At 62.7% G+C, this 25,270-nt stretch carries 18 protein-coding genes, 4 tRNA genes and 1 pseudogene; 13 read left to right on the top strand and 10 right to left on the bottom strand.

Annotated features, from left to right (window positions below; translation table 11 throughout):
* Positions 1-137 (top strand): annotated as a pseudogene (locus tag APH42_RS02085) (glutathione peroxidase); the annotation flags it as partial.
* 222 nt (positions 138-359) lie between these two features.
* Here the strand turns inward: APH42_RS02085 and APH42_RS02080 are convergent.
* On the bottom strand, positions 360-620 hold the full coding sequence (locus APH42_RS02080) for a DUF2798 domain-containing protein (RefSeq protein ID WP_012270967.1): 261 nt from the start codon (positions 618-620) through the stop codon (positions 360-362).
* A gap of 114 nt (positions 621-734) precedes the next feature.
* Here APH42_RS02080 and APH42_RS02075 point away from each other — a divergent pair, with 114 nt between their 5' ends.
* Positions 735-1,664, top strand: coding sequence for a LysR family transcriptional regulator (locus APH42_RS02075; RefSeq protein WP_012270968.1), 930 nt, complete (start codon positions 735-737; stop codon positions 1,662-1,664).
* 42 nt (positions 1,665-1,706) lie between these two features.
* Here the strand turns inward: APH42_RS02075 and APH42_RS02070 are convergent, their stop codons facing one another.
* The 3 genes from APH42_RS02070 to APH42_RS02060 form a co-directional block, all read right to left on the bottom strand.
* On the bottom strand, positions 1,707-2,972 hold the full coding sequence (locus APH42_RS02070; RefSeq protein ID WP_012270969.1) for an OmpP1/FadL family transporter: 1,266 nt from the start codon (positions 2,970-2,972) through the stop codon (positions 1,707-1,709).
* 147 nt (positions 2,973-3,119) lie between these two features.
* A complete protein-coding gene (locus APH42_RS02065) occupies positions 3,120-3,602 on the bottom strand; it encodes a hypothetical protein (RefSeq protein ID WP_012270970.1) in 483 nt (160 codons plus the stop codon).
* Positions 3,603-3,851: 249 nt separating this feature from the next.
* Entirely contained in the window at positions 3,852-4,076 is a 225-nt protein-coding gene (locus tag APH42_RS02060) for a hypothetical protein (RefSeq protein ID WP_009686213.1), read from the bottom strand.
* A gap of 951 nt (positions 4,077-5,027) precedes the next feature.
* Here APH42_RS02060 and APH42_RS02055 point away from each other — a divergent pair.
* A complete protein-coding gene (locus tag APH42_RS02055) occupies positions 5,028-5,447 on the top strand; it encodes a tetratricopeptide repeat protein (protein ID WP_012270971.1) in 420 nt (139 codons plus the stop codon).
* Between the two features lie 205 nt (positions 5,448-5,652).
* Positions 5,653-7,026: a DNA recombination protein RmuC gene (gene rmuC, locus APH42_RS02050; RefSeq protein ID WP_171577275.1), complete on the top strand. Its 1,374-nt coding sequence runs from the start codon at positions 5,653-5,655 to the stop codon at positions 7,024-7,026.
* Here rmuC and APH42_RS02045 read toward each other — a convergent pair.
* Together APH42_RS02045 and APH42_RS02040 are read right to left on the bottom strand one after the other, a co-directional pair.
* Positions 6,998-10,477 carry a PAS domain-containing hybrid sensor histidine kinase/response regulator gene (locus APH42_RS02045; protein ID WP_060492612.1) on the bottom strand — a complete coding sequence of 1,160 codons (3,480 nt, stop codon included), beginning with the start codon at positions 10,475-10,477 and terminating at the stop codon, positions 6,998-7,000. The two genes, rmuC and APH42_RS02045, sit on opposite strands and share 29 nt — an antisense overlap.
* Positions 10,478-10,602: 125 nt before the next feature.
* Positions 10,603-11,781 (bottom strand): MFS transporter, encoded by a 1,179-nt coding sequence (locus APH42_RS02040; RefSeq protein WP_060492611.1) that lies wholly within the window; start codon positions 11,779-11,781, stop codon positions 10,603-10,605.
* A 153-nt stretch (positions 11,782-11,934) separates the two neighbouring features.
* Between APH42_RS02040 and APH42_RS02035 the strand changes: the two genes are divergently transcribed.
* The 4 genes from APH42_RS02035 to APH42_RS02020 all read left to right on the top strand — a co-directional run bounded on the left by APH42_RS02035 (position 11,935) and on the right by APH42_RS02020 (position 16,880).
* A complete protein-coding gene (locus APH42_RS02035; protein WP_060492610.1) occupies positions 11,935-12,666 on the top strand; it encodes a GntR family transcriptional regulator in 732 nt (243 codons plus the stop codon).
* Between the two features lie 91 nt (positions 12,667-12,757).
* The gene (locus APH42_RS02030) at positions 12,758-14,032 is read left to right on the top strand and encodes an MFS transporter (RefSeq protein ID WP_060492609.1); all 1,275 of its coding nucleotides are present in this window, start codon (positions 12,758-12,760) and stop codon (positions 14,030-14,032) included.
* A 24-nt stretch (positions 14,033-14,056) separates the two neighbouring features.
* The gene (locus APH42_RS02025) at positions 14,057-14,890 is read left to right on the top strand and encodes an amidohydrolase (RefSeq protein ID WP_012270977.1); all 834 of its coding nucleotides are present in this window, start codon (positions 14,057-14,059) and stop codon (positions 14,888-14,890) included.
* Between the two features lie 112 nt (positions 14,891-15,002).
* Positions 15,003-16,880: a 1-acyl-sn-glycerol-3-phosphate acyltransferase gene (locus tag APH42_RS02020; RefSeq protein ID WP_060492608.1), complete on the top strand. Its 1,878-nt coding sequence runs from the start codon at positions 15,003-15,005 to the stop codon at positions 16,878-16,880.
* Between the two features lie 9 nt (positions 16,881-16,889).
* On the opposite strand, the gene sugE is transcribed toward APH42_RS02020, so the two are convergent.
* The 3 genes from sugE to rdgC all read right to left on the bottom strand — a co-directional run bounded on the left by sugE (position 16,890) and on the right by rdgC (position 19,331).
* A complete protein-coding gene (gene sugE, locus APH42_RS02015; RefSeq protein WP_012270979.1) occupies positions 16,890-17,207 on the bottom strand; it encodes a quaternary ammonium compound efflux SMR transporter SugE in 318 nt (105 codons plus the stop codon).
* Positions 17,208-17,312: 105 nt separating this feature from the next.
* Positions 17,313-18,287: a bile acid:sodium symporter family protein gene (locus APH42_RS02010; protein WP_012270980.1), complete on the bottom strand. Its 975-nt coding sequence runs from the start codon at positions 18,285-18,287 to the stop codon at positions 17,313-17,315.
* A 123-nt stretch (positions 18,288-18,410) separates the two neighbouring features.
* Positions 18,411-19,331 carry a recombination-associated protein RdgC gene (gene rdgC, locus APH42_RS02005; protein WP_012270981.1) on the bottom strand — a complete coding sequence of 307 codons (921 nt, stop codon included), beginning with the start codon at positions 19,329-19,331 and terminating at the stop codon, positions 18,411-18,413.
* Positions 19,332-19,547: 216 nt separating this feature from the next.
* On the opposite strand from rdgC, the gene APH42_RS02000 reads away from it, so the two are divergent.
* The 4 genes from APH42_RS02000 to APH42_RS01985 all read left to right on the top strand — a co-directional run bounded on the left by APH42_RS02000 (position 19,548) and on the right by APH42_RS01985 (position 20,049).
* Positions 19,548-19,623 (top strand) — tRNA-Val (locus tag APH42_RS02000).
* A gap of 13 nt (positions 19,624-19,636) precedes the next feature.
* Positions 19,637-19,713: transfer RNA gene (locus APH42_RS01995), tRNA-Asp, on the top strand.
* 170 nt (positions 19,714-19,883) lie between these two features.
* Positions 19,884-19,959: transfer RNA gene (locus APH42_RS01990), tRNA-Val, on the top strand.
* A gap of 13 nt (positions 19,960-19,972) precedes the next feature.
* Positions 19,973-20,049 (top strand) — tRNA-Asp (locus tag APH42_RS01985).
* A gap of 87 nt (positions 20,050-20,136) precedes the next feature.
* Here the strand turns inward: APH42_RS01985 and map are convergent.
* Entirely contained in the window at positions 20,137-20,928 is a 792-nt protein-coding gene (gene map, locus APH42_RS01980) for a type I methionyl aminopeptidase (protein ID WP_012270982.1), read from the bottom strand.
* Between the two features lie 319 nt (positions 20,929-21,247).
* On the opposite strand from map, the gene APH42_RS01975 reads away from it, so the two are divergent.
* Complete coding sequence (locus APH42_RS01975; RefSeq protein ID WP_060492606.1) at positions 21,248-25,264, top strand: bifunctional nitrate reductase/sulfite reductase flavoprotein subunit alpha; 4,017 nt, start codon at positions 21,248-21,250, stop codon at positions 25,262-25,264.
* Positions 25,265-25,270: the final 6 nt, after the last annotated feature.

The raw sequence follows: 25,270 nt of genomic DNA, 5'->3' as shown, positions 1-25,270 counted from the left end.
GTGCGCCGAAGTGGAATTTCTACAAGTATGTTGTCGATCGTAAGGGGAAGGTGATTGGTAACTTCTCCAGCCTGACCAAACCGGATGATCCTGCGTTCCGTGCAGCCATCGAAAAGGCCATCGCTTCACAGCCGTAGCTGAAGTGCGTGGTGGTTGGGTACATGACAACCTCCAAGATAGCGATGTAGGTATCGCTTCTTGGCGTCTGTTGTCACGGGGCAGGCCCACCAAAAAACGCTGCGCTCCCCTCATCCGGCCCAGCGCTTGACGGGCATCCATGCCCGTCACCTCCCTCCGCAAGGCCTGCGTTCGGCCTCCTGAAGTCGCGAAGATCAAGAGCCGGGCCGTGGTTGGGTGGGTTACTGTGCGTGCACCGTTATCGCCACCAATCGCACCACCACCGGCCTGACCACCAACACACACAAAAACGCCACTGGCATCGCCAACTGATAAGCCTTGAGCACATTGCCCAGATACTCCGGTGTCACCCCGGCATTAGCCGCGGTGATCACGAAGCACATCAACAGTGCCATGATCGATGACATGTAGAACGCGAAAACATAGGGCGTGGCGACCGGGTGCAATTTGCGTCGGCTGCGCGACTGGGACAGGTTGCTCATGCGAACTCCTGAAAGTTGAATGGAGGCGCAGGTTAGCAATGCTCCGGCACGTAACTGTAGACCCGCGCTATTGAGTTCTTTATAAAGAAATTCCTACGAATCAAAGAGCGTTTCATGGACCTGCTCAACGCCATCCGCTGTTTCATCAAGGTGGTCGAGGCTGGCAGCATCGCCGCTGGTGCGCGTAATCTCGGCCTTAGCCCGGCAGCCGTCAGCCAGAACCTGGCGCGACTCGAAGGCCACCTGCGGGTACGCCTGCTGAGCCGCACCACACGCAGCATGGCCTTGACGCCTGCAGGCACCCAGTATTACGAGCGCGTGAAGCACATCGACCGTGACCTGGCCTTGGCCGAACAGGCGGTTACAACCCCAGACAGCGAGCCCCAGGGGCGGCTGTGCATCGCCTCGACGTCCGCCTTTGGCCGACACGTGCTGGCGCCGCTGATACCCGCATTCAGTGCCCGATATCCCCTACTTTCGATAGAGTTGATAACGACTGATCGCCGGGTAAACCATGCCCGTGAAGACATCGACGTAAGCCTGCGCATTGCCCCGCAACTGGAAGACCAACTGCTGGCCCGGCACATTGCCCGCATCCCGTTCATTTGCTGTGCCTCACCCGGATACCTGCACAGCGCAGGTGTACCCGCTACGCCCGAGTCATTGCTCACTCACCGGTGTCTGGTGTTTCGCTACCCGGTGGATGGGCGGTTTCTGCGCTGGGGCTTCGTGCGCGACGGGCTGCGTTTTGACGCGGAGTTCGGCAGCGTATTGATCAGTGACGATATCGATGCCCTGACCCAAATGGCACTGCATGATGGTGGCATCGCCCGCCTGGCCGAGTTCATTGTCCGGCCTCATCTTGCCTCCGGTGCGCTCGTACCGCTTTTCGAATTCAGCGACAGCGGCCAGGCCTATGCCCAGACCGAGCCGATGGATATCTACCTGTGCCTGGCCGACCGCTTTGCCATGACCACCAAAGTGCGGGTGTTCATGGACTACCTGCGCGACTGTCTGGGGGCTCGCTGGCAGGTGCAGGCATGAAAAAACCGCCACGAGGGCGGTTTTTCATGTGACGCGTACGAATCAGAAGCGGTAGGTGAGGGATGCACCGATACCGTGAGCGCTGTTCTCGTACTTGGCCTGGTAGCTGCCCTTGGTCGCGCTGACCTGGTTGACCTTGGTGTCCTCCTCCCACAGGTAGGAGTAGGCAACGTCGATGGTCATGTCGTCGCTCGGGCTCCAGCCAGCACCCACGCTGAACACTTTACGGTCGCCAGTCGGGATGCGTGGCGAGCGGTCGTGGTTGTTGGTTGGCGATTGGTCGACGGTGAAGCCGGTGCGCAGCACCCACTCCTTGTTGACCTTGTACGATGCACCAATAGCGTGAGCCCAGGTGTCATGCCAGTTCTGTTCTTCGGTAATGGTCTGGAATGCCGAGCCTGCCAGCGGTGCGGGGACATCGTTCTGCACGGTGATGTCTTTCAGGCGGCTCCAGCGCGTCCAGGTGCTACCTGCGTACAGGGTCCACTGGTCGTCCAGCTCATGGGTAACCGAGAGGTCGACGGACTCAGGCGTTTTGATCTTCAAGCTGGCGTCGAACTTGTTGCCGTTGAATGGCCCGATCAGCGGGGTGCTGACGCGGGTCTTGCCCTCGAGCTTGTAGTCCACCATCGAGTGATAGGTCAGGCCGACGCGGGTACGGTCGGTGGCCTGTACCAGAACGCCGATGTTGTAGCCAACGGCGGTATCGTCACCCTTGATCTTTACTTCGCCGTCGTTGCGGCCTGGGGTGAACGGGTTGATCAGGCTCGAGCCCAGCTCACCCTTGATGCGGTTGATGGTAGGACCGAAACCGATAGATACCTTGTCGTTGAAGGCGTAGCTGACGGTCGGCTGGAAGGTGACTACCTCGACGTGGCTCTTCTTGCCCCAGTAACGTGCGGCATCATCGCTGCCGTAGTCGGTTACCAGGCCGAAGGGTACATAGACACCGAAGCCGACGCTCCAGTGGTCATCGATTGGCTTGACGTAGTAACCCATGGGTACGCCAACGAAAGGCACCATGTCACCATCGGTTTCCCCCCCGAGGTTGCTGCCCGGGCCCGAGATATCGGACTTGGCGATGACGGCAGCGCCGCCCACGGTGAATTGTTCGCGTTTGAGGCGGGACATGCCTGCAGGGTTGCCAAACACGGTGCTGGCATCATCGGCAGAAGAAGAACGTCCCGCGAAACCTGTCCCCATGCTGCTGATGCTCTGTTCGTTGAGCGCAAAGCCGCTGGCGAGCAGTTGGCTGGATGCAAGAGCAACGGCAACGCCGAGGGAGGTTTTGAGCATTACTTTTTTCATTATTAGAAAACTCCTTGGGATCTCCGGGGCGAAAAGCTACCAACAAATCACGCGCCGCGCTATAGGCTCAATCGCAGGAGTTAGAGCGGTTTTGTAGGACAATCCGACCAAAATTCCCTTTTTTCCGGTTCAGTTGTAGGACGTGTCTCAAGATGCCTGTGGCAATTTCTGATCTATGCAGGCATGCCAGGCATGGGTGAAGTCGCGCAGGCGGCCTTGTGGGTTGAAAATTTGGCGCCAGATCCGCGCCAGTGCAAGCAAGTCGTCAGCGGCAGGGAGTGGGGTGGCCTGCTCTTCGATGAGCATCCAGGCAATCGCAGTGGAATAGCGCAGGTTGACGGTGAGCTCCAAGTGCGGGCCACCCAGGAAGGCGTGTTGGCTGGCCAGGCCGCGGATCAGGCTGGCGAGGTCGGGGTCACGGGCTAGATAATCGTCCCAGAGCGCCTGGTGACGATGTTCGCCAATACGGTAGAGGCCGTGGCCGCGCCGGTCATGCAAGGCTGAGCCGAGTGCCGACTGGCTGGCGGCGATGCCCAGCAACAAGGCTTCGGCGCTGGCGCAGTGACGGTTCAGGTAGACCAGGGTGGGTCGGATCACATACAGACACAATTCATTCGCCGCGATACCCATGATGCCCTCGAGCAGGTAAGGGCCGGACGGGCGCTGGAGCTTGGCAGCTGGTGAATGATCAGGCCCGCCGGAAGCGGCAAGCACCGCTCGAGTTGAAGTGTAGTGTGATAATCGTGGTGTAAAGAGCTGTTTTTAAATCGATTGCTGCCTGACGTTTCTCGCTATATGCCCTAAGGCAATTACGCCAAGAACGTTCAGGCAGGCTTGCGACTCGATGATTCAGCGCTTGAATGACGCGGTATTCGCCGCTCACGCGGTGAGCGACTGGCGAGTCCGGGCGATCACCGCCTGCAGCGGTTCATTGCGGCTGTACTGTTCGGGGTACAGGCGCTCGGTGTGGCAGGCGACGCCGTGTTCGTCTACCAGGGTAAAGCTGAAGCTGCCCTTGCGTGGGGCAACGATAAGGCACTTCAACGGCGAGAAGGCCTGGGAGAGGGTGCCAATGGCAGCCTGAATTTGATGATGAGTTTGCATATTGTTGGAGGTTCCTGCTTTAAACACGGGGGATATGATCCGTGCATGATAGAAACGTTCCAGTGACGCCTTTATTAAGGGACGAACGAACCTGACTGGAACAGGGCAGCCAGAGGGGGCGCAATCAAATGTGGGCGCTTGGGCTGACTGGTAGGTACTTCGGAAGGCAGGCAGCACGCCGGGGCCAAGGTTCTAGGCCGTCGGGGTGGGATCCTGATCAATCTGTCATGTGATTCGTGCTTGAGCAGCGCAAGGCTGGCGACAGAATCATTGAATGGGCCGGTCCTGGTTTCAGCAGGGTCGCTCTTGGGCGGAGCGGTTCTGCAAGGACGCTTGTGGCCAGAATTGACTTTCAGCTTGGTACTAACGAGGCGCACCTTACCGCAAGTGCACAGGTATAGCAAGCACTACGTTTGTTCAGGTGAGCCGCGCAGTATGGCGCGAATTCTCGCTGCTGTGAAGAGGGGGCAAATGGCCCGTATGCGGGCCGATGTGCCCTTTTCGTGCACTCAATTGGAGGGTTATGGTGCACTTGTTCACATTCGGGGCATCCTCTGTAACAGCCTGGCAACAGGCTTCGAGAACCTCGCCAATGACTTGACTGCATGGTTAAGTCAATGAAAAAAAACACTATTTTTAGCTGGTGAAAAAATCGTCAGTTTGAGCAAAGCCCCCAATTTACGGGGGTTTGCGGGGAATAGGAGAGGGTTGTCCACCGAGTTATCCACAGGAACTGTGGATTGTCCCGGGCGCTTGCTCTAGCACGGGCGTGCCAGCAATAGAAGGAACTGTCCGACAATCGACATGCCCCGACAGACCGGGTGGTCACCCTCCTGAAAACGTCAAGAAAAGATCATTGAAATTTTTTTTCAATCCTCCAGAAATCGACAGGTCAGGGTGAAAAAAAAAGAGTAGAGTGGCGCGCCTTTCGAGTTGCCAAACCTGTTGCTCATGAAGTTCCGCGGTAAACACCTCGCCAGCCCCGCTGCATCGACACCTGCGCCTCCCGCCAAACGCTTTTCCCTGAAAGTGGCCTTGTGGCTGCTCGACAGCCCGCGCCTGGGCGACAAGCCCCAGGTCAAGCATCTGGCCGGGCGCCTGTTGAAGCAGCCAGCGCGCCAGGGCGTGGTGGTGGCGCAAAGCCGCTTGGGGCAGATGCTGTGCCGCGATTGTGGCAACGCCCGCGACCGGCGCATTGGCCATGAGCTGCTGCGCCAGGCCGCCCGTGCAGGGGATCGGCGGGCGCAATTGGAGTACGCGCGGCAGTGCCAGCATAACGAGCCTGAGCAGGCGCGCTATTGGCTGGAGCTTGCGGCAGGGCAGGGGTCGCAGGAAGCGCGGCGGCTGTTGCGGCAGTGGTTTCCTGGCTGAGGTGTGCTGACCCCGAACAGGCCCGCACAGGCAACACAGTGCTCAGGCTGATAAGCTGCGCATCAATCGTCCAGGATCTTTCGGGGTAAGCATGACAGTGGATCTGGCCAGCATTCTGCTGGGCTTGGTGGCAGGCGCTTTACCCTGCCTGGGGTGGGTCATGCAGGTGCAGCGCCGCCAGGGCGCGCGGCAAGGTGAGCAGGCTTTGCTCGAAGAGCGTCTGAACGCCGCCCAACTGGCTCAGGCCGGCTTGCAGGCGCAATTGGACGCCAGCCGCGACGAAGTCAGCGACCTCAGCGAAGCGAACACCGTCAAGCAGACCCAGCTGGCCGCCCAGGGCCGCGAGCTTGAGCTGCTGCAGATAGACCGCGACAACGCCCGTGACGCAGCTCACGCCTGGCACCTTGAACGTGCCAACCGTGAAGCCGAACTGCGCCGGCTGGAAGCGCAAACCGCCCGCCTTGAGGCCGAACTGCGTGAGCAGCAGGAAAGCCACCAGCAGCGTCTGGAAGACCTGCAGGAGGCCCGTGACACGCTGCGCGCCCAGTTCGCCGACATGGCCACCAAAATTTTCGACGAGCGCGAGCAGCGCTTCGCCCAGACCAGCCAGCAGCACCTCGGCCAGTTGCTCGACCCGCTCAAGGAGCGTATCCAGTCCTTCGAAAAACGCGTGGAGGAAAGCTACCAGCAAGAAGCCCGCGAGCGCTTCTCGCTGGGCAAGGAGCTGGAGCGACTGCAACAGCTCAACCTGCGCCTCTCCGACGAAGCCACCAACCTCACGCAAGCCCTGAAGGGCCAGAAAACCCAGGGTAACTGGGGCGAGCTGATCCTCGAGCGGGTGCTGGAGCATGCCGGCCTGGAAAAAGGCCGTGAATACCAGACCCAGGTCAGCCTCAAGAGCGCCGATGGCGAGCGCTTCCAGCCCGATGTGCTGATCATGCTGCCTGGCGACAAGCAGGTGGTGGTGGACGCCAAGGTCAGCCTTACCGCGTACCAGCAGTTCGTTGCCGGCAATGATGAGGCCGCGCTCAAACAGCACGTGCAGTCGCTGCGCAGCCACGTCAAAGGGTTGTCGAGCAAGGACTACAACCGCCTCGAAGGCCTGCACAGCCTGGATTTCGTGCTGCTGTTCGTACCCATCGAGGCGGCCTTCTCGGCAGCCCTGCAGGCCGAGCCGAACTTGTTCCAGGAAGCCTTCGACCGGCAGATCGTGATCGTCAGCCCCACCACGTTGCTTGCCACCCTGCGCGTGATCGACAGCCTGTGGAAGCAGGAGCGCCAGGGCCAGAACGCCCGTGAGATCGCCGAGCGCGCCGGCTGGCTGTACGACAAGTTCGTGCTGTTCATCCAGGACCTGGACGAATTGGGCAACCGCCTGCAGCAGGTGGACAAGGCCTATGCCGCCGCTCGCAATAAACTGTGCGAAGGGCGTGGCAACCTGGTCAGCCGCAGCGAACAGCTGAAGTTGCTGGGCGCCCGGGCCAGCAAGAGCCTGCCGGCAGACCTGCTGGAGCGGGCGCTGTCCGACGAGGCACTGCCTGACGAGGCGGTTACTGAACCAGGCTCAGATGGCGATTGAGCATGGCGCGCAGGGCTGCTGGCTTCACCGGCTTGGCCAGGTAATCCAGGCCCGATGCATGCACCAGGGCGATGGTTTCCTTGCTGCCGTCGGCACTGATCACCACACCGGGCACCGGTTCACCCAGGCGCGCCCGTAGCCAGCCCATCAGCCCGGTGCCGGTTTCACCGTCATCCAGGTGGTAGTCCACCAGCGCCAGGTGTGGGCGCATGCCTTTGGCCAGCAGGGCTTCGCATTCAGCCTGGTTACGCGCGGTCCATACCTGGCAACCCCACCGGCTGAGCAGGCTGTTCATGCCAATCAGGATGCTGTCTTCGTTGTCCACGCACAGCACTTGCAGCCCGGCCAGTGGCTGGCCGCCTTGTTGCTCCACCGGGGCACTTGGCACCGGGGCGGCCTGGCGGGCAATCGGCACGCTGACGCGGAACACCGTGCCCTTGCCCGGCCATGAGCGCACTTCCAGCGGGTGCCCCAGCACCCGGCACAGGCCGTCGGCGATCGCCAGGCCCAGGCCCAGGCCTTTCTCGGCGCGGGTCTGGTGGCTGTCCAGGCGCTTGAACTCCTGGAAGATCACCTGCAGCTTGTCGTCGGCAATACCCGGGCCACGGTCCCATACTTCCAGCCACAGGCGCTCGCCCTGTCGGCGCGCGCCTAGCAGGATCGGGCTCTTGCCGTAGCGCAGGGCATTGGTGAGGAAGTTCTGCAGCACTCGGCGCAGCAGTTTCATGTCGCTGTCCACCCGCAGGCGGCTGCCGCGCAGGCGGAACTCCAGGCCCTTCTCGGCCGCCAGCAACTTGAATTCGGCGCCCAGGGTGTCGAACAGTTCGTTGAGGGCGAATGGTTTGGCATCCGGGGTGATCTTGCCGTTCTCCAGGCGCGAGATGTCCAGCAGGTCGCTGATCAGCTCTTCGGCCGAGCGCAGCGAGCTGTCCATGTGTTGCACCAGTTGCTGGGCTTCCTCGTTCATGCCCTCGGCCTGCTGCGACAAGGCAGCGGAGAACAGCCTGGCGGCGTTCAGTGGCTGCATCAGGTCATGGCTGACCGCCGCCAGGAAGCGGGTCTTGGACTTGCTTACCGCTTCGGCCTGGCTTTTGGCTTCGGACAGTGCCTGGTTCAGTTGTGACAGCTCGTGGGTGCGCTCAGCTACTCGTTGCTCAAGGCCTTCGTTGGAATCGCGCAGGGCTTGTTCAGCTTCGCGGAACGGGGTGATGTCGGTGAAACTCATGACAAAGCCGCCGCCCGGCATCGGGTTGCCGATCAGTTCGATCACGCGGCCATTGGGGAACAACCGCTCGGAGGAGTGCGCGCGGCCCTGGCGCATCCAGTGCAGACGACGCGCCACATGCACCTGGGCCTCGCCCGGGCCGCACAGGCCGCGTTCGGCGTTGTAGCGGATGATATCGGCAATTGGCCGACCGACGCTGATCAGCCCGTCGGGGTAGTTGAACAGCTCCAGATAGCGACGGTTCCAGGCCACCAGATGCAGGTTCTGGTCGACCACGCTGATGCCCTGGTTGATGTTTTCGATGGCGCCTTGCAGCAGGGCGCGGTTGAACTGCAGCACCTCGCTGGCTTCGTCGGCGATGCGCACCACGTCTTCCAGTTGCATGTCGCGGCCTTCGATGGCGGCCTTGACCACGGCGCGGGTCGACGAGGTGCCGAGCACCCCGGCCAGCAACCGTTCCGTGTGCTCGATCCAGTCACCGTCGGCGTTCTGGTTGGGGTTGAAACCCTTGCCCTGGCGGTAGGCGAAACGGATGAAGCTCTGCCGCGCGCGCTCCTCGCCGACAAAGCGCGAGGCCAGGGTCAGCAAGTCGTCGATCTGCACCGCCAGCAGCGGCTTGCTGCTGGGCCGGGCGCTGGTTTGCTGGCCGATGAAGCGGCCGGCCTGCCAGTGCTCGGAAACCCGCGTGCGCGACAGCACCGAAACCCAGGCGAACAGGGTGAAGTTGCCCGCCAGTGACAGCACCACGCCCTGGGTCAGCGGGCTGATCGGCAGGTTCAGCGGGTTGCCGTGCAGCCACGCCAACCCTGGGAACAGCTGCAGCGACCAGCCCAGGCTGTGCGCGGCAATTGGCAGTACCAAGGTGTAGAACCACAGGAAAATGCCGGCGGCCAGGCCGGCGAACACACCGCGGCGGTTGGCCTGCTTCCAGTACAGTGCACCGAGCATGGCGGGGGTGAGCTGGGTCACGGCGGCAAAGGCGATCTGGCCGATGGTCGCCAGGCTGGCGGTAGAGCCCAGCAGGCGATAGCTGACATAGGCCAGCAGCAGGATCACGACGATGGTCACCCGGCGTACCGAAAGCATCCAGTGACGGAACGCTTCGAACGGCCGCTCGGCGTTGTTGCGCCGCAGCAGCCAGGGCAGCAGCATGTCGTTGGACACCATGGTCGACAACGCCACGGCCTCGACGATGACCATGCCGGTGGCCGCCGAGGCGCCGCCGATGAACGCCAGCAGGGCCAGGCTTGGGTGTGCCTCGGCCAGTGGCAGGCTGATGACGAACGAGTCGGAGATCACCGTGCCTGGCAGCAGCATCTGCCCGGCCAGGGCAATCGGCACCACGAACAGTGCGGCCAGTGCCAGGTACATCGGGAACACCCAGCGCGCCAGGCGCATGTCCTGGGGTTCGATATTCTCCACCACGGTCACGTGGAACTGCCGTGGCAGGCAGATGATCGCCATCATCGCCACGGCGGTTTGCACCACCATCGACGGCCAGTTGATGGTCTCTTGCCAATAGTCCTGCAGGTGGATCGACTGGCGAGCCTGGCTGAACAGGTCGTCGAAACCGTCATACAGGTTGAAGACCACGAAGATACCCACGGCGAGGAAGGCCAGCAGCTTGATCAGCGATTCGAAGGCAATCGCCAGGACCATGCCACGGTGGTGCTCGGTCACGTCCAGGCTGCGGGTGCCGAACACGATGGCGAACAGTGCCAGCACCAGCGACACCACCAGCGCGGTGTCCTGCACGCGGGTACCGGTTGCATCAGCGTTGGCGCCGATCAGCAGGTTCACGCCCAGCACGATGCCCTTGAGCTGCAAGGCGATGTACGGCAGCACGCCGATCAGGCAGATCAGCGCCACCACCACCGCCAGTGTCTGCGACTTGCCATAGCGCGCGGCGATGAAGTCGGCGATCGAGGTGATGTTCTGCTGTTTGCTGATCAGCACCATCTTCTGCAGCACCCAAGGCGCGAAGATCAGCAGCAGCACCGGGCCCAGGTAGATGGGCAGGAACGCCCAGAGCTGTTCGGCGGCCTGGCCGACGGCGCCGAAGAAGGTCCAGCTGGTGCAGTACACGGCCAGCGACAGGCTGTACACCCAGGCACGCAGCTTCGGCGGCAACGGCGTGCTGCGGCGGTCGCCATAGAAGGCGATGGCGAACATGATGGCCATATAGGCCAGGGCGACCACGGCGATCAGCCCGCTGGACAACGACATGAAGACTCCGAAGCAAAAAAGGTAACGCGGTCCCGATCAATCAGTCTGGCACGCAGGTGCCGCTTCGTCAGCGCAGACGATGGTTGTAGGCCTGAGCTTGCGCGTGATTGATCTGAAACAAAACATCAATCTTTTCGGGTGCCCATCCCATAAAACACGCCCGCCAGTATCACCGACAACACCAGCAGGTAGAAGATCGCCCCCGGCCACAGATGCACCAGGGCGAACCCCACCATCACCGGCCCCAGCGCCGCCCCCAGGTTGGACAGGTTCTGCGCACCGTAATACACCCCGCGCAAGTGTTCCGGTGCGATCAGGTCGATGAACATGTACTCGGCCGGGATCACGATGATCTCGCCCAGGGTGAACACAAGCATCGCCAGGCACCAGGCCAGTACCGAGCCGGCCAGCGCGAAACCCAGCAGCCCGGCAATGAACAGGCCCATGCCGGCCAGCAGCCAGGGCATCAGGCGCTGGCGGCTGATGCGGCGACCAATCAGGTACTGCAGGGCAATCACCGTCACCGCGTTGGTGGTCACCAGGTAGCCGACCAGGCGCGCCGCTTCGGCCGGGCTGCTGGTTACCACCAGGTACTGGGACAGGTAGGCGGTGAACTGGCCGAACACCACCGCGCTGAGCACCCCGCCCAGGGTGAAGCACACCAGCCGGCGATCACGCGCCAGCCCCAGCGCCACCTGGCCGAAGCCGGCCGCAGGCTTTTCGGGTGCGCTGGCCTGCAGGCTGCGGTCGCCAAGGCGCCAGTAAGCCACGCACATGACCAGGCCAAGCACGGCAGAGGCGATGAACGGCAGATGGTCGTTCAGCTCCAGCATGGCCACGCCCAACAGCGGGCCGGCGGCGTAGCCGACGTTGCTGAGGGTGTACTTGATGGCGAACACCTCGGCCCGCTCCTCCACCGGCAGCAACGCGCAGAAGCCCGCCTTGGCGGCGATGTCGACCACTGCCAGGGCCAGGTTGATCAGCACCAGGCACAAGAAGAACAACAGCGCCGAACGGCTGGCGACCGCGCCGATGAAGGCCAGGGCGAACAGCAGCGTGCTGGCGCTGACCAGCGTGTGGTTGCGCAAGGTGTCGACCAGATGGCCGCCATACAGGCTCAGCAGCGAGGCAATGATCAGCGCGCCGCCGATCAGCAGGCCGATCTGGCTGATCGGCAGCTGAAAGTTGTCGGCCAGGTACACCACCAGGTAGGGCAGGGTGAGGGCGCGGGCGACGGTTAGGCTGAAGGTGGTGAGCAGCAGCAGGCGTACGGTGTGCGGGTAGCGTTTGATGGCGGCGAGCATTGCCACGTCCTTGTTGTTCTGGTGTTCCCAGGCACAAGCATAAGCCAGGCGCGGTGCCTGGCGACAGGCGGAGGATTGACAACCCGTATGTCACGGGGAATACTCACGAAAAATTCATATATATGTTTATATAACAAGACGAGAGCGAGACCCATGCACCCATTGACCGGTGATGCTCGACTGCCCCGCTACCAACAACTGCGCGACCACATGGTCGATCAGATCGCCAACAACCGCTGGCGGCCCGGCGAAGCGATCCCGACCGAAGCAGCCTTGGCTTCCGAATTCGATATGTCGGTCGGCACCGTGCGCAAGGCCGTCGATGTGCTGGTGGCCGAAGGCGTGCTGGAGCGCCAGCAGGGCCGCGGCACTTTTATCCGCCGCCCACAGTTCCAGTCTTCGCTGTTTCGCTTCTTCCGCTTCGAGGCTGCCAATGGCGAGCGCGTGGTGCCAGAAAGCCGCATCCTGTCCATCGAGCCGCTGGCGGCGCCATCGGCGGTGGCTGAGGCCCTGGGCCTGGCGCTCGAAACCGATGTGATCCGCATCGTTCGTACCCGTCTGCTTGGCGCCCAGCCCGTGCTGGCGGAGGAAATCTGGCTGCCGCGCCAGACCTTCCAGCCGTTGCTGGATGTGGAGTTGAACAGCAAGGGCCCGCTGCTGTACCCGATCTACGAAGAATTGTGCGGCCAGGTAGTCGCCTACGCCGAAGAGACCCTGACTGCCGAAGCGGTCGACGCGGTGCATGGCCGCCTATTGCAACTACCAGTCGACAGCCCGGTGGTGGTGATCGAGCGCCTGGCCCGTGACTACGCCGGCCAGCCGCTGGAATGGCGCCGCTCGCGCGGCCATGCGCAGCACTTCCGCTACCGCATCGACATCCGCTAAGCCGGCCGCTTCACCCCCGTTACCCGTCTGCGCCGCTTTGCCACGGCGCAGTGGCTTCGCCTGCCCGCAACACACTAGAAGGATAACAATCATGTTCAGTTGGTATCGCCAGATCACTTCACGGGAACGCAAGACGTTCTGGGCCTGCTTCGGCGGTTGGTCGCTCGATGCGCTTGAAGTGCAGATGTTCGGCCTGGCTATCCCTGCGTTGATCGCTGCGTTCTCCCTGAGCAAGGGCGATGCCGGCCTGATCAGTGGCCTGACCCTGGTGACCTCGGCAATCGGTGGCTGGCTGGGCGGCACGCTGTCCGACCGTTACGGCCGTGTGCGAACCCTGCAATGGATGATTCTCTGGTTCTCCTTCTTCACCTTCCTCTCGGCATTCGTCACTGGCTTTTACCCGCTGCTGTTCGTCAAGGCCATGCAAGGCTTCGGCATCGGTGGCGAATGGGCGGCCGGCGCGGTGTTGATGGCCGAAACCATCAACCCGAAATATCGTGGCAAGGTCATGGGCACGGTGCAGAGCGCCTGGGCCGTGGGTTGGGGCCTGGCGGTGGCGCTGTTCACGTTGATCTACTCGCTGGTGCCGCAGGAGTTCGCCTGGCGGGTCATGTTCTTCGTCGGCCTGCTGCCGTCACTGCTGATCATCTGGGTACGCCGCAATGTGCCCGAGCCGGACAGCTTCCAGCGCCTGCAGAAAGAAAACGCCATCCCCACCAGCTTCCTGCAGTCGATGGCTGGCATCTTCCGCCCGGAACTGCTGCGCGTGACCCTGCTGGGCGGCTTGCTCGGCCTGGGTGCTCACGGTGGCTACCACGCGGTGATGACCTGGTTGCCGACCTTCCTCAAAACCGAACGCAACCTTTCAGTGCTGAACTCCGGCGGTTACCTGGCGGTGATCATCCTGGCCTTCTGGTGCGGCTGCGTGGTCAGTGGCCTGCTGATCGACCGCATTGGGCGCCGCAAGAACATCCTGCTGTTCGCGCTGTGCTGCGTGCTGACCGTGCAGGCCTATGTGTTCTTCCCGCTGACCAATACCCAGATGCTGTTCCTCGGCTTCCCGCTGGGCTTCTTCGCTGCCGGCATCCCGGCCAGCCTGGGCGCGTTCTTCAATGAACTGTACCCAGCTGATGTGCGCGGGGCCGGGGTGGGCTTTTGCTACAACTTTGGCCGCGTGCTGTCGGCGGTATTCCCGTTCCTGGTCGGCCACATGAGTGAGTCGATGTCGCTGGGCAGTGCCATTGGCATCGATGCTGGCATTGCCTATGGCGTGGCGGTGATCGCTGCCCTGTGCCTGCCGGAAACCCGTGGCCGTAACCTTGAATCTGCACCCGCGCCGGAAATGGCCGGTGCTGCTGCCAAGTAACCTGACCTTGTTTGTATGAGAACCATGCCCGACGCTCCTGCTTTACACCTGACTGCCATCGACAGCCACGCCCACGTATTCAGCCGTGGGTTGAACCTGGCCAGCGTGCGGCGTTACGCGCCCAGCTACGATGCGCCGCTGGGCGACTACCTGGGCCAGTTGCTGGCCCATGGTTTCAGCCATGGCGTGCTGGTTCAGCCCAGCTTCCTCGGTACCGACAATCGTTACCTGCTCAGTGCCTTGCAGACCGTGCCGGGGCAATTGCGCGGGGTGGTGATGCTGGAGCGAAATGTCGAACGGGCGAGCCTGGACGAAATGGCAAGGTTGGGCGTGAGGGGTGTGCGCTTGAACCTCATGGGGCAGGCCTTGCCTGACCTGACCGGCGCCGAATGGCGGCCTATGTTGGAGCGCATTGGCGAGCAGGGCTGGCACCTGGAGCTGCATCGGCAAGTGGCCGACATACCGGCGTTGGTGCGGGCCCTCGAACCCTATGGGCTGGACATCGTGATCGACCATTTTGGCCGGCCCGATGCCCGCCGTGGCCTCGGCCAGCCGGGGTTCGCCGAGCTGCTGACCCTGGGCGGACGGGGCAAGGTCTGGGTGAAGGTGTCTGGCATCTATCGGCTGGAAGGTTCGCCCGAGGAAAACCTTTCATTCGCCCGTCAGACGCTATGCGCGCTGGAAGCCCATTACGGGGCGCAGCGGTTGATGTGGGGCAGTGACTGGCCGCATACCCAGCATGAATCGGCAGTGAGTTTCGGCACCGCTGTCGAGCAGTTCGACGCCCTGGGCTGTTCGGCGCAGTTGCGCCGGGCCTTGTTGCTGGATACCGCGCAGGCGTTGTTCGGTTTCGAGTGATGCAGTACCTGTTCTGAAGGCTCGGCTTGCCAGTCAACGCATTTCCCATGCAGATTTGTGGCCTGGCGTGCCCGGCGCGCCTCCAATTGAAAAGCCCTCAGGAGCATGGACGATGAGTCACTCCTCGCAATTCACCTTGCTCGGCAAGCGGCGTTTCCTGCCGTTTTTCATCACCCAGTCGCTGGGTGCCTTCAACGACAACCTGTTCAAGCAGTCGCTGATTCTGGCGATCCTGTTCAAGCTCAGCCTGGGCGACGGCGACCGGTCGATCTGGGTCAACCTGTGCGCCTTGCTGTTCATCCTGCCGTTTTTCCTGTTCTCGGCACTGGGCGGGCAGTTCGGTGAAAAGTTCGCCAAGGACGCGTTGATCCGCGCGATCAAACTGGCCGAAATCGCGATCATGGCAGTGGGTGCGCTGGGCTTTATCACCAACCACCTGGCGTTGATGCTGGTGGCGCTGTTCGGCATGGGCACCCATTCGGCGCTGTTTGGCCCGGTGAAGTATTCAATCCTGCCGCAGGCCCTGCGTGAGGAAGAGTTGGTTGGCGGCAATGGGCTGGTGGAAACCGGCACCTTCCTCGCCATCCTCGCTGGCACCATCGGTGCCGGGGTGATGATGTCGGCCGACAGCTACGCCTCGGTGGTGGCCGGTGGCGTGGTCGGCACGGCGGTGCTCGGCTACCTGGCCAGCCGCTGGATCCCCCGGGCTGCCGCCGCATCGCCGCAGATGACACTGGACTGGAACATCTTCAAGCAGTCCTGGGCGATTCTGCGCATGGGCCTGGGCCAGCCGCCAGCGGTGTCGCGCTCGATCGTCGGCAACTCGTGGTTCTGGTTCGTCGGCGCCATCTACCTTACGCAGATCCCGGCCTACGCCAAGGACTGGCTGCACGGTGACGGCACGGTGGTGACCCTGGTGCTGACGCTGTTCTCGGTGGGTATCGCCCTGGGCTCATTGCTGTGCGAGCGCCTTAGCGGGCGCAAGGTGGAGATTGGCCTGGTGCCGTTCGGCTCGTTCGGCCTGACCCTGTTCGGCTTGCTGTGGTGGTGGCATTCCGGTGATGTTCCGGCTGCGGCGGCGCCGCACGACTGGCTGGCGCTGCTGGGCATGAGCCAGGCCTGGTGGATCTTGTTGTCGATCGTCGGTCTGGGGGTATTCGGCGGCTTTTACATCGTGCCGTTGTATGCGTTGATCCAGGCCCGCACGGCCGAAGACCAGCGGGCCCGGGTGATCGCGGCCAACAACATCCTCAATGCCTTGTTCATGGTGGTGTCGGCGGTGCTCACCATTGTCCTGCTGGGGCTGGCAGGCTTTACCATCCCGCAGCTGTTCCTGGTGGTGTCGCTGCTCAACATCGCGGTCAACGCCTACATCTTCAGGATCGTGCCCGAGTTCACCATGCGCTTCCTGATCTGGTTGCTCAGCCATTCGATGTATCGCGTGCAGCATCGCGACCTTGAACGCATCCCTGACGAAGGCGCGGCGTTGCTGGTGTGCAACCACGTTTCATTCGTCGATGCGCTGCTGCTGGGTGGGGCTATCCGCCGGCCGATCCGCTTTGTCATGTACTACAAGATCTACAACCTGCCGGTGCTCAACTTCGTGTTCCGCACCGCTGGCGCCATCCCGATAGCCGGGCGTAACGAAGACCTGGCGACCTACGAGCGCGCCTTCGCGCGAATTGCCCAGTACCTGGCCGAGGGGGAGCTGGTGTGCATCTTCCCGGAAGGCAAGTTGACCGGTGATGGCGAAATCGATGTGTTCAAGGGCGGCGTCAACCGCATCCTCGAAGAAACGCCGGTGCCGGTGATTCCGCTGGCCTTGCAGGGGCTGTGGGGCAGCTTCTTCAGCCGCGACCCGGCCAAGGGCTTTTTCAAGCGCCTGTGGTCGCGGGTGACCATTGTGGCAGGCGCCGCCATCCCAGTGGAGGCGGCGCAGCCAGAGTTGTTGCGCGAGCAGGTCAGCCGTTTGCGCGGTAACCTGCGCTAGGGGAGGGGGTTAGCTGGCGCTGACTTTAAGGCCGACCAGGCCGCAGACGATCAGTGCCACGCTGACCAGCCGTACCAGGGCCATCGATTCGCCGAACAGGATGATGCCAGCGATCACCGTGCCCACGGCACCGACGCCAGTCCAGATGGCATAGGCGGTGCCCAGTGGCAGCTCCTTCATGGCCAGGCCCAGCAGGCCAAGGCTGATGACCATGGCGCCGACGGTAAGTACGGTGGGAATCGGCTTGCTGAAGCCGTCGGTGTATTTCAGGCCAACGGCCCAGCCGACCTCGAACAGGCCGGCAAAGAACAGGATGATCCAGGACATGAGTGTGTCTCCATCGTTTGAATGATGGGGCCGTCCCCGGAATGGTCACGCGGTGCGTCGTGAGGTCGTCCTCACAGTGGCCACTATGGTGCACACCTGAAGGTTTCAGGGCAAGCCTGTGCGGGCGGGTTCCACTGCTTCGGTTTCCACCGCCGGCTCATTCATCCGCCGGAACCAGGTGGACAATAGCGCCCCGGAAATATTGTGCCAAACACTGAACAAGGCGCTCGGCACCGCCGCCAGTGGCGAGAAGTGCGCTGCTGCCAGTGCCGCGCCAAGCCCGGAGTTCTGCATGCCCACCTCCAGCGCCAGCGACTTGCGCTGGGCCAGCGGCAGTTTGCACAGCTTGCCGGTCAGGTACCCCAGCAAATAGCCGAAGCTGTTGTGCAGCATCACCACCGCCATGATCAGCAACCCCGACTCGGCGATTTTCGCCTGGCTGGCCGCCACCACCGCACACACGATCATCACGATACTCACCACCGACACCAGCGGCAGCACCTGCACCGCCGCCTGCACGCGGGCACCGAGCAAGCGCTGGGCCAGCACGCCGAGCACGATCGGCAGCATGACAAGCTGCAGGATCGACCAGAACATGTCCATGAAGGACACCGGCAACCAGGCCGATGCCAGGAACCAAATCAGTGCCGGGGTCAGTAGCGGTGCCAGCAGGGTGGTGACCGCAGCGATCGCCACGGCCAGCGCCAGGTCGCCACGCGACAGCCAGACCATCACGTTCGATGCCGTGCCGCTTGGGCAGCAACCAACCAGGATCACGCCCACGGCAATTTCCGGCGGCAGGTGGAACAGCTGGCACAGCAGCCAGGCCATGCCGGGCATGATCACGAAGTGCGCGACCACGCCCAACATCACCCGCCAAGGCTGGCGGGCGAGGGCGGCGAAGTCGTCGAGCTTGAGGGTAAGGCCCATGCCGAACATCACCAGCCCCAGCAGCGGCACAATGGCCACCTTGAGGGCGATGAACCATTGCGGTTGCAGGAAAGCCAGCACGGCGAAAACCAGCACCCACAGGGCGAAGGTATTGCCGACGAAGCGGCTTAAGGCGGCGAGGGCACGCATGGGCAATTCCTTTTCTTTTTATAGCTGTGTGGATTTTATTGGCCTCTTCGCGGGTTTACCCGCGAAGAGGCCGGTGCAGGCAAAAAATCACTTCCAGGCCAGCACCGGTCCTTCAAGAGAACATCAGACCCCTTGCGGAATCTCTTCCCCACCCAGCGCTTCGAACAGCACCGGCAGGAACTCGGCAAAGGTCATCATCATCAGCTGGAAGCTGGCATCGAACTGCTGCGCTGCCTCATCGCCACCGTCCTGCTCGGCCTGCTCCTGCAGCAGCTCTTCGAATTTCAGGCGCTTGATGACCATCTTGTCGTCGAGAATGAACGACAGCTTGTCCTGCCAGGCCAGGGCCAGCTGGGTCACTACCTTGCCAGTGCTCAGGTGCAGCTGGATTTCCTCGCCCGTCAGGTCCTGGCGCTTGCAGCGCACGATACCGCCGTCTTCGGCCGTGTCGCGCAGCTCGCATTCGTCCAGCACATGGAAGCCTTCGGCGGCTTGCTGCGACTTGACCCAGTCGGTCATGGTGGCAACCGGTGCAACTTTTACCGTGGCAGGGCGCACCGGCAGCGAGCCCATCACTTCACGCAGGGTCGACAACAGGTCTTCGGCACGCTTGGCGCTGGCCGAGTTGACCAGAATCACGCCCAGGCGCGGGGCGATGGCGGCGAAGATCATCGAGCGGCGGATGAACGCGCGCGGCAGGAAGGCCTGGATGATCTCGTCCTTGATCTGGTCGCGTTCCTTTTTATAGACCTTGCGCATTTGCTCGGTCTCGATCTCTTCGACCTTTTCCTTGACCGCGTCGTTGACCACGCTGCTAGGCAGGATGCGTTCTTCCTTGCGTGCGGCAATCAGCAGGTACTCGCCGCTGACATGCACCAGGGGAGCGTCTTCGCCTTTGCCGAACGGCGCGACGAAACCGTAGGTAGTCAGCTCCTGGCTGGCGCAAGGGCGGGCCGGCTTGCTGGCCAGGGCGGCTTCCAGCGCTTCAGGCTCGAACGGAACTTCCTGGGTCAGGCGGTAGGTCAGCAGGTTCTTGAACCACATGAGGGGCAATCTCTCCTTAATGCATAAGGCGGGCATTATTCTCCGTGCGCTGTTCTGAGGCCAGCCCTGTCACAGGGCCAGCAGTGACTAATGCGGGAAAGAAACGCACGCCAACGCTAGGTCTTTGAAAGGCATGAGGTTTTTTTTGAAAAAAGTTTAAAAAGTGCTTGCCAGGGTGTGGGGCCGTCCGTAGAATGCGCGCCACACCGAGACGAAGGGTGATTAGCTCAGCCGGGAGAGCATCTGCCTTACAAGCAGAGGGTCGGCGGTTCGATCCCGTCATCACCCACCACTCGATGTATAGCGCAGCGGTAGTTCAGTCGGTTAGAATACCGGCCTGTCACGCCGGGGGTCGCGGGTTCGAGTCCCGTCCGCTGCGCCATATTCCACTTCCAGGGCCCACTGAACACCCGGAAGTAACAAAGAAAGCGACCTTAGGGTCGCTTTTTTTGTGCCTGTATTTTGCTGTTTGATCCAAGTTTGAAAAAACTTCGATAAGTGCTTGCCAGAGCGCAAAGTCGCCCGTAGAATGCGCGCCACACCGAGAGACATGGGTGATTAGCTCAGCCGGGAGAGCATCTGCCTTACAAGCAGAGGGTCGGCGGTTCGATCCCGTCATCACCCACCACTCGATGTATAGCGCAGCGGTAGTTCAGTCGGTTAGAATACCGGCCTGTCACGCCGGGGGTCGCGGGTTCGAGTCCCGTCCGCTGCGCCATATTCCACTTCCAGGGCCCACTGAACACCCGGAAGTAACAAAGAAAGCGACCTTAGGGTCGCTTTTTTTGTGCCTGCAGTTTCAGCGTCAGCGCTCTTCCTCCCGCAGCGTCAGCACTTCGAACCCTTGCTCGGTCACTGCCACGGTGTGCTCCCATTGCGCCGACAGGCTGTGGTCACGGGTAATCACCGTCCAGCCGTCCTTCATTTCTCGCGTGCCACGCTTACCCTGGTTGATCATCGGCTCGATGGTAAACACCATGCCCGGCTTCAGCTTCATGCCCATGCCGCGCTGGCCAATGTGCAGCACCTCGGGCCCCTCATGCATCTGCTGGCCAATGCCGTGCCCGCAATACTCGCGTACCACGCTGTAGCCCGCAGCCTCGGCATGGGCCTGCACGGCATGGCCGATATCACCCAGCGTCGCCCCAGGGCGCACCTGCTCGATGCCTTTCCACAATGCGTCGTAGGTAGTGTCGACCAACCGCCGGGCTTCATCGCTGATCGCTCCGATGCCATACATCTTCGAAGAGTCGGCAATGTAGCCGCCCTGTTCCAGGGTGATGTCGACGTTGATGATCGAGCCTTCCTTGAGCACTTCATCGACTTTGGGTATGCCGTGGCACACCACATGGTCCACCGAGGTATTGAGCGAGTAGGGGAAGCCATACTGGCCTTTGCTCGCTGGCCGCGCCTTGAGTGTATTGACGATGAATGCCTCGGCGCGATCGTTGATCTGCATGGTGGTGACACCGGGGCGGATGAAGCTGTCGAGGTCGGCGAACACCTGGGCCAGCAGTTGGCCGGCGCGGCGCATCAGGTCGAGTTGGGCGGGGGTCTTGATGATCACCTGAGACATAGGGGGAGGGCAGTTGCTCATGCTGGAATGTGCCCCAGCATAGCGCCTGGGAGTGTGAGGTTGCCACCGCATGGTGCGCTGCCTGTGTCGGCCTCTTCGCGGGTAAACCTGCTCCCACAGGGATATCACAGGACCTGAGTGCAGTGATATCCCTGTGGGAGCAGGTTTACCCGCGAAGAGGCCGACACAGCTGGCCCATTAATTGCTGACTTACCTGCCATCCAGGGCGGTCAACGTCGACAGCCCACACAACCTCACGACAAAGGCGCCGTGTTGCCCCGCTTGCTTGCGCAAGCCGGAGCAGCCGGCGCCTTTTTGCGTTCCCCACAGGAGCCCGCCCATGGCCAACAGCGACGTGCGCAGCGTCTGCCCCTACTGCGGCGTTGGCTGCGGCATCGTCATGAGCGTTGCCGATGGCAAGGTCGGCAAGATCAGTGGCGACAAGCAGCACCCCAGCAACTTCGGCCGCCTGTGCACCAAAGGCCTCACCGCACACCTGCCGCTGAGCGCCGCCGGGCGCATGGCTGACGCCTATGTGCGCCAGCAACGTAGCCAGCCGCCGGTGCGCACCAACATGGACCAGGCCATCACCGACACTGCCATGCGCCTGCGCGGCATCATCGACCAGCACGGCGCTGACGCCGTGGCGCTGTACGTGTCCGGGCAAATGTCGCTGGAGGCCCAGTACTTGGCCAACAAGCTGGCTAAAGGCTTTATCCGCACCCGCCATATCGAGTCCAACTCGCGCCTGTGCATGGCCAGCGCCGGCAGCGGCTACAAGCTGTCGCTGGGCGCCGATGGCCCACCCGGCAGCTACCAGGACTTCGAGCACGCCGACGTATTCCTGGTGATCGGCGCCAACATGGCCGACTGCCACCCCATTCTGTTTCTGCGCTTGCTCGACCGGGTCAAGGCCGGGGCCAAGCTGATCGTCGTCGACCCGCGGCGCAGCGCAACCGCCGACAAGGCTGACCTGTTCCTGCAAGTACGCCCAGGCAGCGACATGGCCTTGCTCAACGGCTTTTTGCACTTGCTGCAGCGCAACGGCCACACCAACCTCGACTTCATCGCCCGCCACACCGAAGGCTGGGACGAACTGCCACCCTTCCTCGACGACTATACCCCCGAGCGCGTAGCCGCCATCACCGGGCTGGCGGAGGCCGATATCATCCAGGCCGCCGATTGGATCGGCAGCGCCAGCAACTGGATGAGCTGCTGGACCATGGGCCTTAACCAGAGCATCCACGGCACCTGGCACAGCAACGCCATCTGCAACCTGCACCTGGCCACGGGCGCCATCTGCCGCCCCGGTAGCGGCCCGTTCTCGCTGACCGGCCAGCCCAATGCCATGGGCGGCCGCGAGATGGGCTACATGGGGCCTGGCTTGCCAGGCCAGCGCTCGGCGTTGGTGGCAACGGACCGCGCCTTTGTCGAGCAGCAGTGGCAGCTGGCGCCGGGCAGCCTGCGCAGCGAAGGCGGTGAGGGCACGGTGGCGCTGTTCGAGCAGATGAAGGCCGGAGAAGTGAAAGCCTGCTGGATCATCTGCAGCAACCCGGTGGCCAGTGTCGCCAACCGCCAGCAAGTAATCGACGGGCTGCGCGAGGCCGAACTGGTGATTACCCAGGATGCATTCCTCGACACCGAAACCAACCGCTACGCCGACATCTTGCTGCCGGCCGCGCTGTGGGCCGAAGGCGAGGGTGTGATGATCAATAGCGAACGCAACCTGACGCTGATGCCGCGCGCCGTCCAGCCGCCAGGGCAAAGCCTGCCCGACTGGCAGATCATTGCCCGTGTGGCCTGTGCCATGGGCTATGCCGACGCATTCGACTACCCCGATGCCGAAGCGGTGTACGAGGAAATTCGCCGCTTCCACAACCCGCTGACCGGCTACGACCTGCGCGGCATCGGCTATGCCGAACTGCGTACGCAACCGCGCCAGTGGCCCTGTGCGCCGGGCCGTGAACAGGCGCGAAGCCCACTGCGCTACCTCAACGACGGCAGCAGCCAGGCGCTGTTGCTCGATGCCCAGGGGCAGCGGCCGGCCCTGGCCTTCCCGACCGCCAGCGGCAAGGCGCGCTTCTTCGCTCGGCCTTGGCTGCCGGCGCCGGAGTTGCCGAATGACGACTACCCCATGGTGCTGAATACCGGCCGCGTGCAGCACCAATGGCACACCCTGACCAAGACCGGCAAGGTGCCGGCGCTGAACAAGTTGGAGCCCGGTCCCTTTGTCGAAATCCACCCCGATGATGCTGCCCGGTTGGGAGTGGCAGAAAAGGACCAGGTGGCCATTCGCTCGCGACGTGGTCAAGCCGTGCTGCCGGCGCGTATCAGTGACCGGGTCATGCCGGGCAACTGCTTCGCGCCGTTTCACTGGAACGACCTGGTCGGCGAGCAGTTGGCAATCAATGCCGTGACCTGCGATGCGGTCGATCCGTTGTCACTGCAGCCTGCCTTCAAACATTGCGCCGTGGCCCTGGAGCGGGTCGCAAGTGAGCGCATCGATGCCCTTGACCTGAACACTGCCACTTCGGAGCCTGCTCGCATGCCGACCGCCACCCTGTCCCGTCTGCTTGGCCTGGACACCCTGCCGACCCCGGTGCTGGCCGAAGAAGAGCGCCATTACCTGCAAGGTTTCCTGCTGGGCCTGGACCAAGCCCGCGCCGAGGGCGTGCCCGCCCTGCCGGCCAGTGCGCCGCTGGCTGCCAACCGGCGGCTGTTCGTCGACGGTTTGCTGGCCGGGCTGTTCGCCCAGCCCGCCACTGCGCCCCCAGCGGCGCTGACAGTGCCACTGCATCAGGTGTTGTGGGCCTCGCAGACCGGCAACGGCGAGCTGCTGGCCGAACGCTGTGCCGAGCGCCTGCGCGGTGCCGGCCTGAGTGTGCAACTGCGCTGCATGGAGGCGGTCAGCCCAAGCCAGCTGCAGGGCGCTGCCAGTGTGGTGTTGATTGCCAGTACCTTTGGCGATGGCGATGCACCCGACAGCGCGGCGGCATTCTGGCAGGCACTGCAGGGCGAGGGGGGCGCCCACTGCGCCGAGCTGCCCTATGCCGTGCTGGCCCTGGGCGACTCCAGTTACGATCAGTTCTGCGGCTTTGGCCGCAAGCTCGACCTGCGCCTGGCCGAGCTGGGAGGGCGGCGCCTGCTGCAACGGGTGGACTGCGAGCCGGATTTTGACGAAGCCTTTGCGGGCTGGCTCGAGGCATTGCTAGCCGAGCTGGGCAGTGCCACGGCGCCACTACCGGCCAGCGACCCCGCACCCGTGGCGGCCTACAGCAAGCAACAACCCTGGGCTGCCACCTTGCGGGAAAATCGCCTGCTCAATGGCCCCGGTGCCAGCAAGGAAACCCGCCAGCTGGTCTTCGACCTGAGCGGTAGCGGATTCACCTACGCCGCCGGTGACGCCTTGGGTGTGTGGCCGCGCAATTGCCCGGCCCTGGTCGACGAGCTGCTGGCACTGACGCAGCTTGATGGCCAGGCCATGGTCGAGTTGAAAGGCCAGCCTGCCATGCCACTGGCCGAAGCCCTGCAGGCGCATCTGGAAATTGCCAAGGTAAGCCCTCAACAGCTGCAAGCATTTGCAGGCAATGCGCCCGACCTGCAGCGCCTGCTGCAGCCCGCGTGCAAGGCCGAGCTGCAGGACTGGTTGTGGGGCCGGCAGTTGACCGATGTGCTGCGCGCCTTCCCCCAGCAGTTGCCACTGGCCCACTGGCTGGAGCTGCTCAAGCCGTTGCAGCCGCGGCTCTACTCGATCAGCTCCAGCCCGCTGGCGCACCCGGAGCAGGTGCACCTGACGGTTTCCACGGTGCGTTATGGCGAACGTAAAGGCGTGTGTTCAAGCTTCCTTGCTGACCGTGCGCAGGCACTCAAGGTGGCAATTTTCCCGCAGGTGTCGAAGCACTTTCGCCTGCCCGAGGACGACAATGTGCCGGTAATCATGGTTGGCCCTGGCACTGGTATTGCGCCGTTTCGCGCCTTCCTCGAAGAACGGGAGGCGCGGGGGGCGAAAGGCGGTAACTGGCTGTTCTTTGGCGAGCAGTACGCGGCAACCGACTTCTATTACCGGGAACAATTGCAGGCCTGGCAGGCAGGTGGTCATCTACGGCTGGATACAGCGTTTTCCCGCGACCAGGCCGAGAAGATCTATGTACAGCAACGCCTGCGAGAGCAGGGAGCACAGGTATGGCAATGGCTGGAGGCAGGCGCGTATTTTTATGTCTGCGGGGATGCCCAGCGCATGGCCAAGGATGTGGATGCGGCGTTACGTGAAGTCATTGCCGTGCACGGGAAAGTGGATGCGGATGCCTATGTCGAAACATTGAACAAGGCCAAGCGGTATAGGCGCGATGTGTACTGAGCGCAC

This window comes from Pseudomonas sp. NBRC 111140, assembly GCF_001320885.1.
Classification (GTDB): Bacteria; Pseudomonadota; Gammaproteobacteria; order Pseudomonadales; family Pseudomonadaceae; genus Aquipseudomonas; species Aquipseudomonas putida_P.
This window is presented reverse-complemented; position numbering and strand designations above follow the sequence as displayed.

What these genes read in the sequence shown, in the direction of transcription:
- APH42_RS02080 (WP_012270967.1), bottom strand. Translation starts at nt 620, where the DNA reads ATGAGCAACCTGTCCCAGTCGCGCAGCCGACGCAAATTGCACCCGGTC.
- APH42_RS02075 (WP_012270968.1), top strand. Translation starts at nt 735, where the DNA reads ATGGACCTGCTCAACGCCATCCGCTGTTTCATCAAGGTGGTCGAGGCT.
- APH42_RS02070 (WP_012270969.1), bottom strand. Translation starts at nt 2,972, where the DNA reads ATGAAAAAAGTAATGCTCAAAACCTCCCTCGGCGTTGCCGTTGCTCTT.
- APH42_RS02065 (WP_012270970.1), bottom strand. Translation starts at nt 3,602, where the DNA reads ATGGGTATCGCGGCGAATGAATTGTGTCTGTATGTGATCCGACCCACC.
- APH42_RS02060 (WP_009686213.1), bottom strand. Translation starts at nt 4,076, where the DNA reads ATGCAAACTCATCATCAAATTCAGGCTGCCATTGGCACCCTCTCCCAG.
- APH42_RS02055 (WP_012270971.1), top strand. Translation starts at nt 5,028, where the DNA reads ATGAAGTTCCGCGGTAAACACCTCGCCAGCCCCGCTGCATCGACACCT.
- APH42_RS02045 (WP_060492612.1), bottom strand. Translation starts at nt 10,477, where the DNA reads ATGTCGTTGTCCAGCGGGCTGATCGCCGTGGTCGCCCTGGCCTATATG.
- APH42_RS02040 (WP_060492611.1), bottom strand. Translation starts at nt 11,781, where the DNA reads ATGCTCGCCGCCATCAAACGCTACCCGCACACCGTACGCCTGCTGCTG.
- APH42_RS02035 (WP_060492610.1), top strand. Translation starts at nt 11,935, where the DNA reads ATGCACCCATTGACCGGTGATGCTCGACTGCCCCGCTACCAACAACTG.
- APH42_RS02030 (WP_060492609.1), top strand. Translation starts at nt 12,758, where the DNA reads ATGTTCAGTTGGTATCGCCAGATCACTTCACGGGAACGCAAGACGTTC.
- APH42_RS02025 (WP_012270977.1), top strand. Translation starts at nt 14,057, where the DNA reads ATGCCCGACGCTCCTGCTTTACACCTGACTGCCATCGACAGCCACGCC.
- APH42_RS02020 (WP_060492608.1), top strand. Translation starts at nt 15,003, where the DNA reads ATGAGTCACTCCTCGCAATTCACCTTGCTCGGCAAGCGGCGTTTCCTG.
- sugE (WP_012270979.1), bottom strand. Translation starts at nt 17,207, where the DNA reads ATGTCCTGGATCATCCTGTTCTTTGCCGGCCTGTTCGAGGTCGGCTGG.
- APH42_RS02010 (WP_012270980.1), bottom strand. Translation starts at nt 18,287, where the DNA reads ATGCGTGCCCTCGCCGCCTTAAGCCGCTTCGTCGGCAATACCTTCGCC.
- rdgC (WP_012270981.1), bottom strand. Translation starts at nt 19,331, where the DNA reads ATGTGGTTCAAGAACCTGCTGACCTACCGCCTGACCCAGGAAGTTCCG.
- map (WP_012270982.1), bottom strand. Translation starts at nt 20,928, where the DNA reads ATGAGCAACTGCCCTCCCCCTATGTCTCAGGTGATCATCAAGACCCCC.
- APH42_RS01975 (WP_060492606.1), top strand. Translation starts at nt 21,248, where the DNA reads ATGGCCAACAGCGACGTGCGCAGCGTCTGCCCCTACTGCGGCGTTGGC.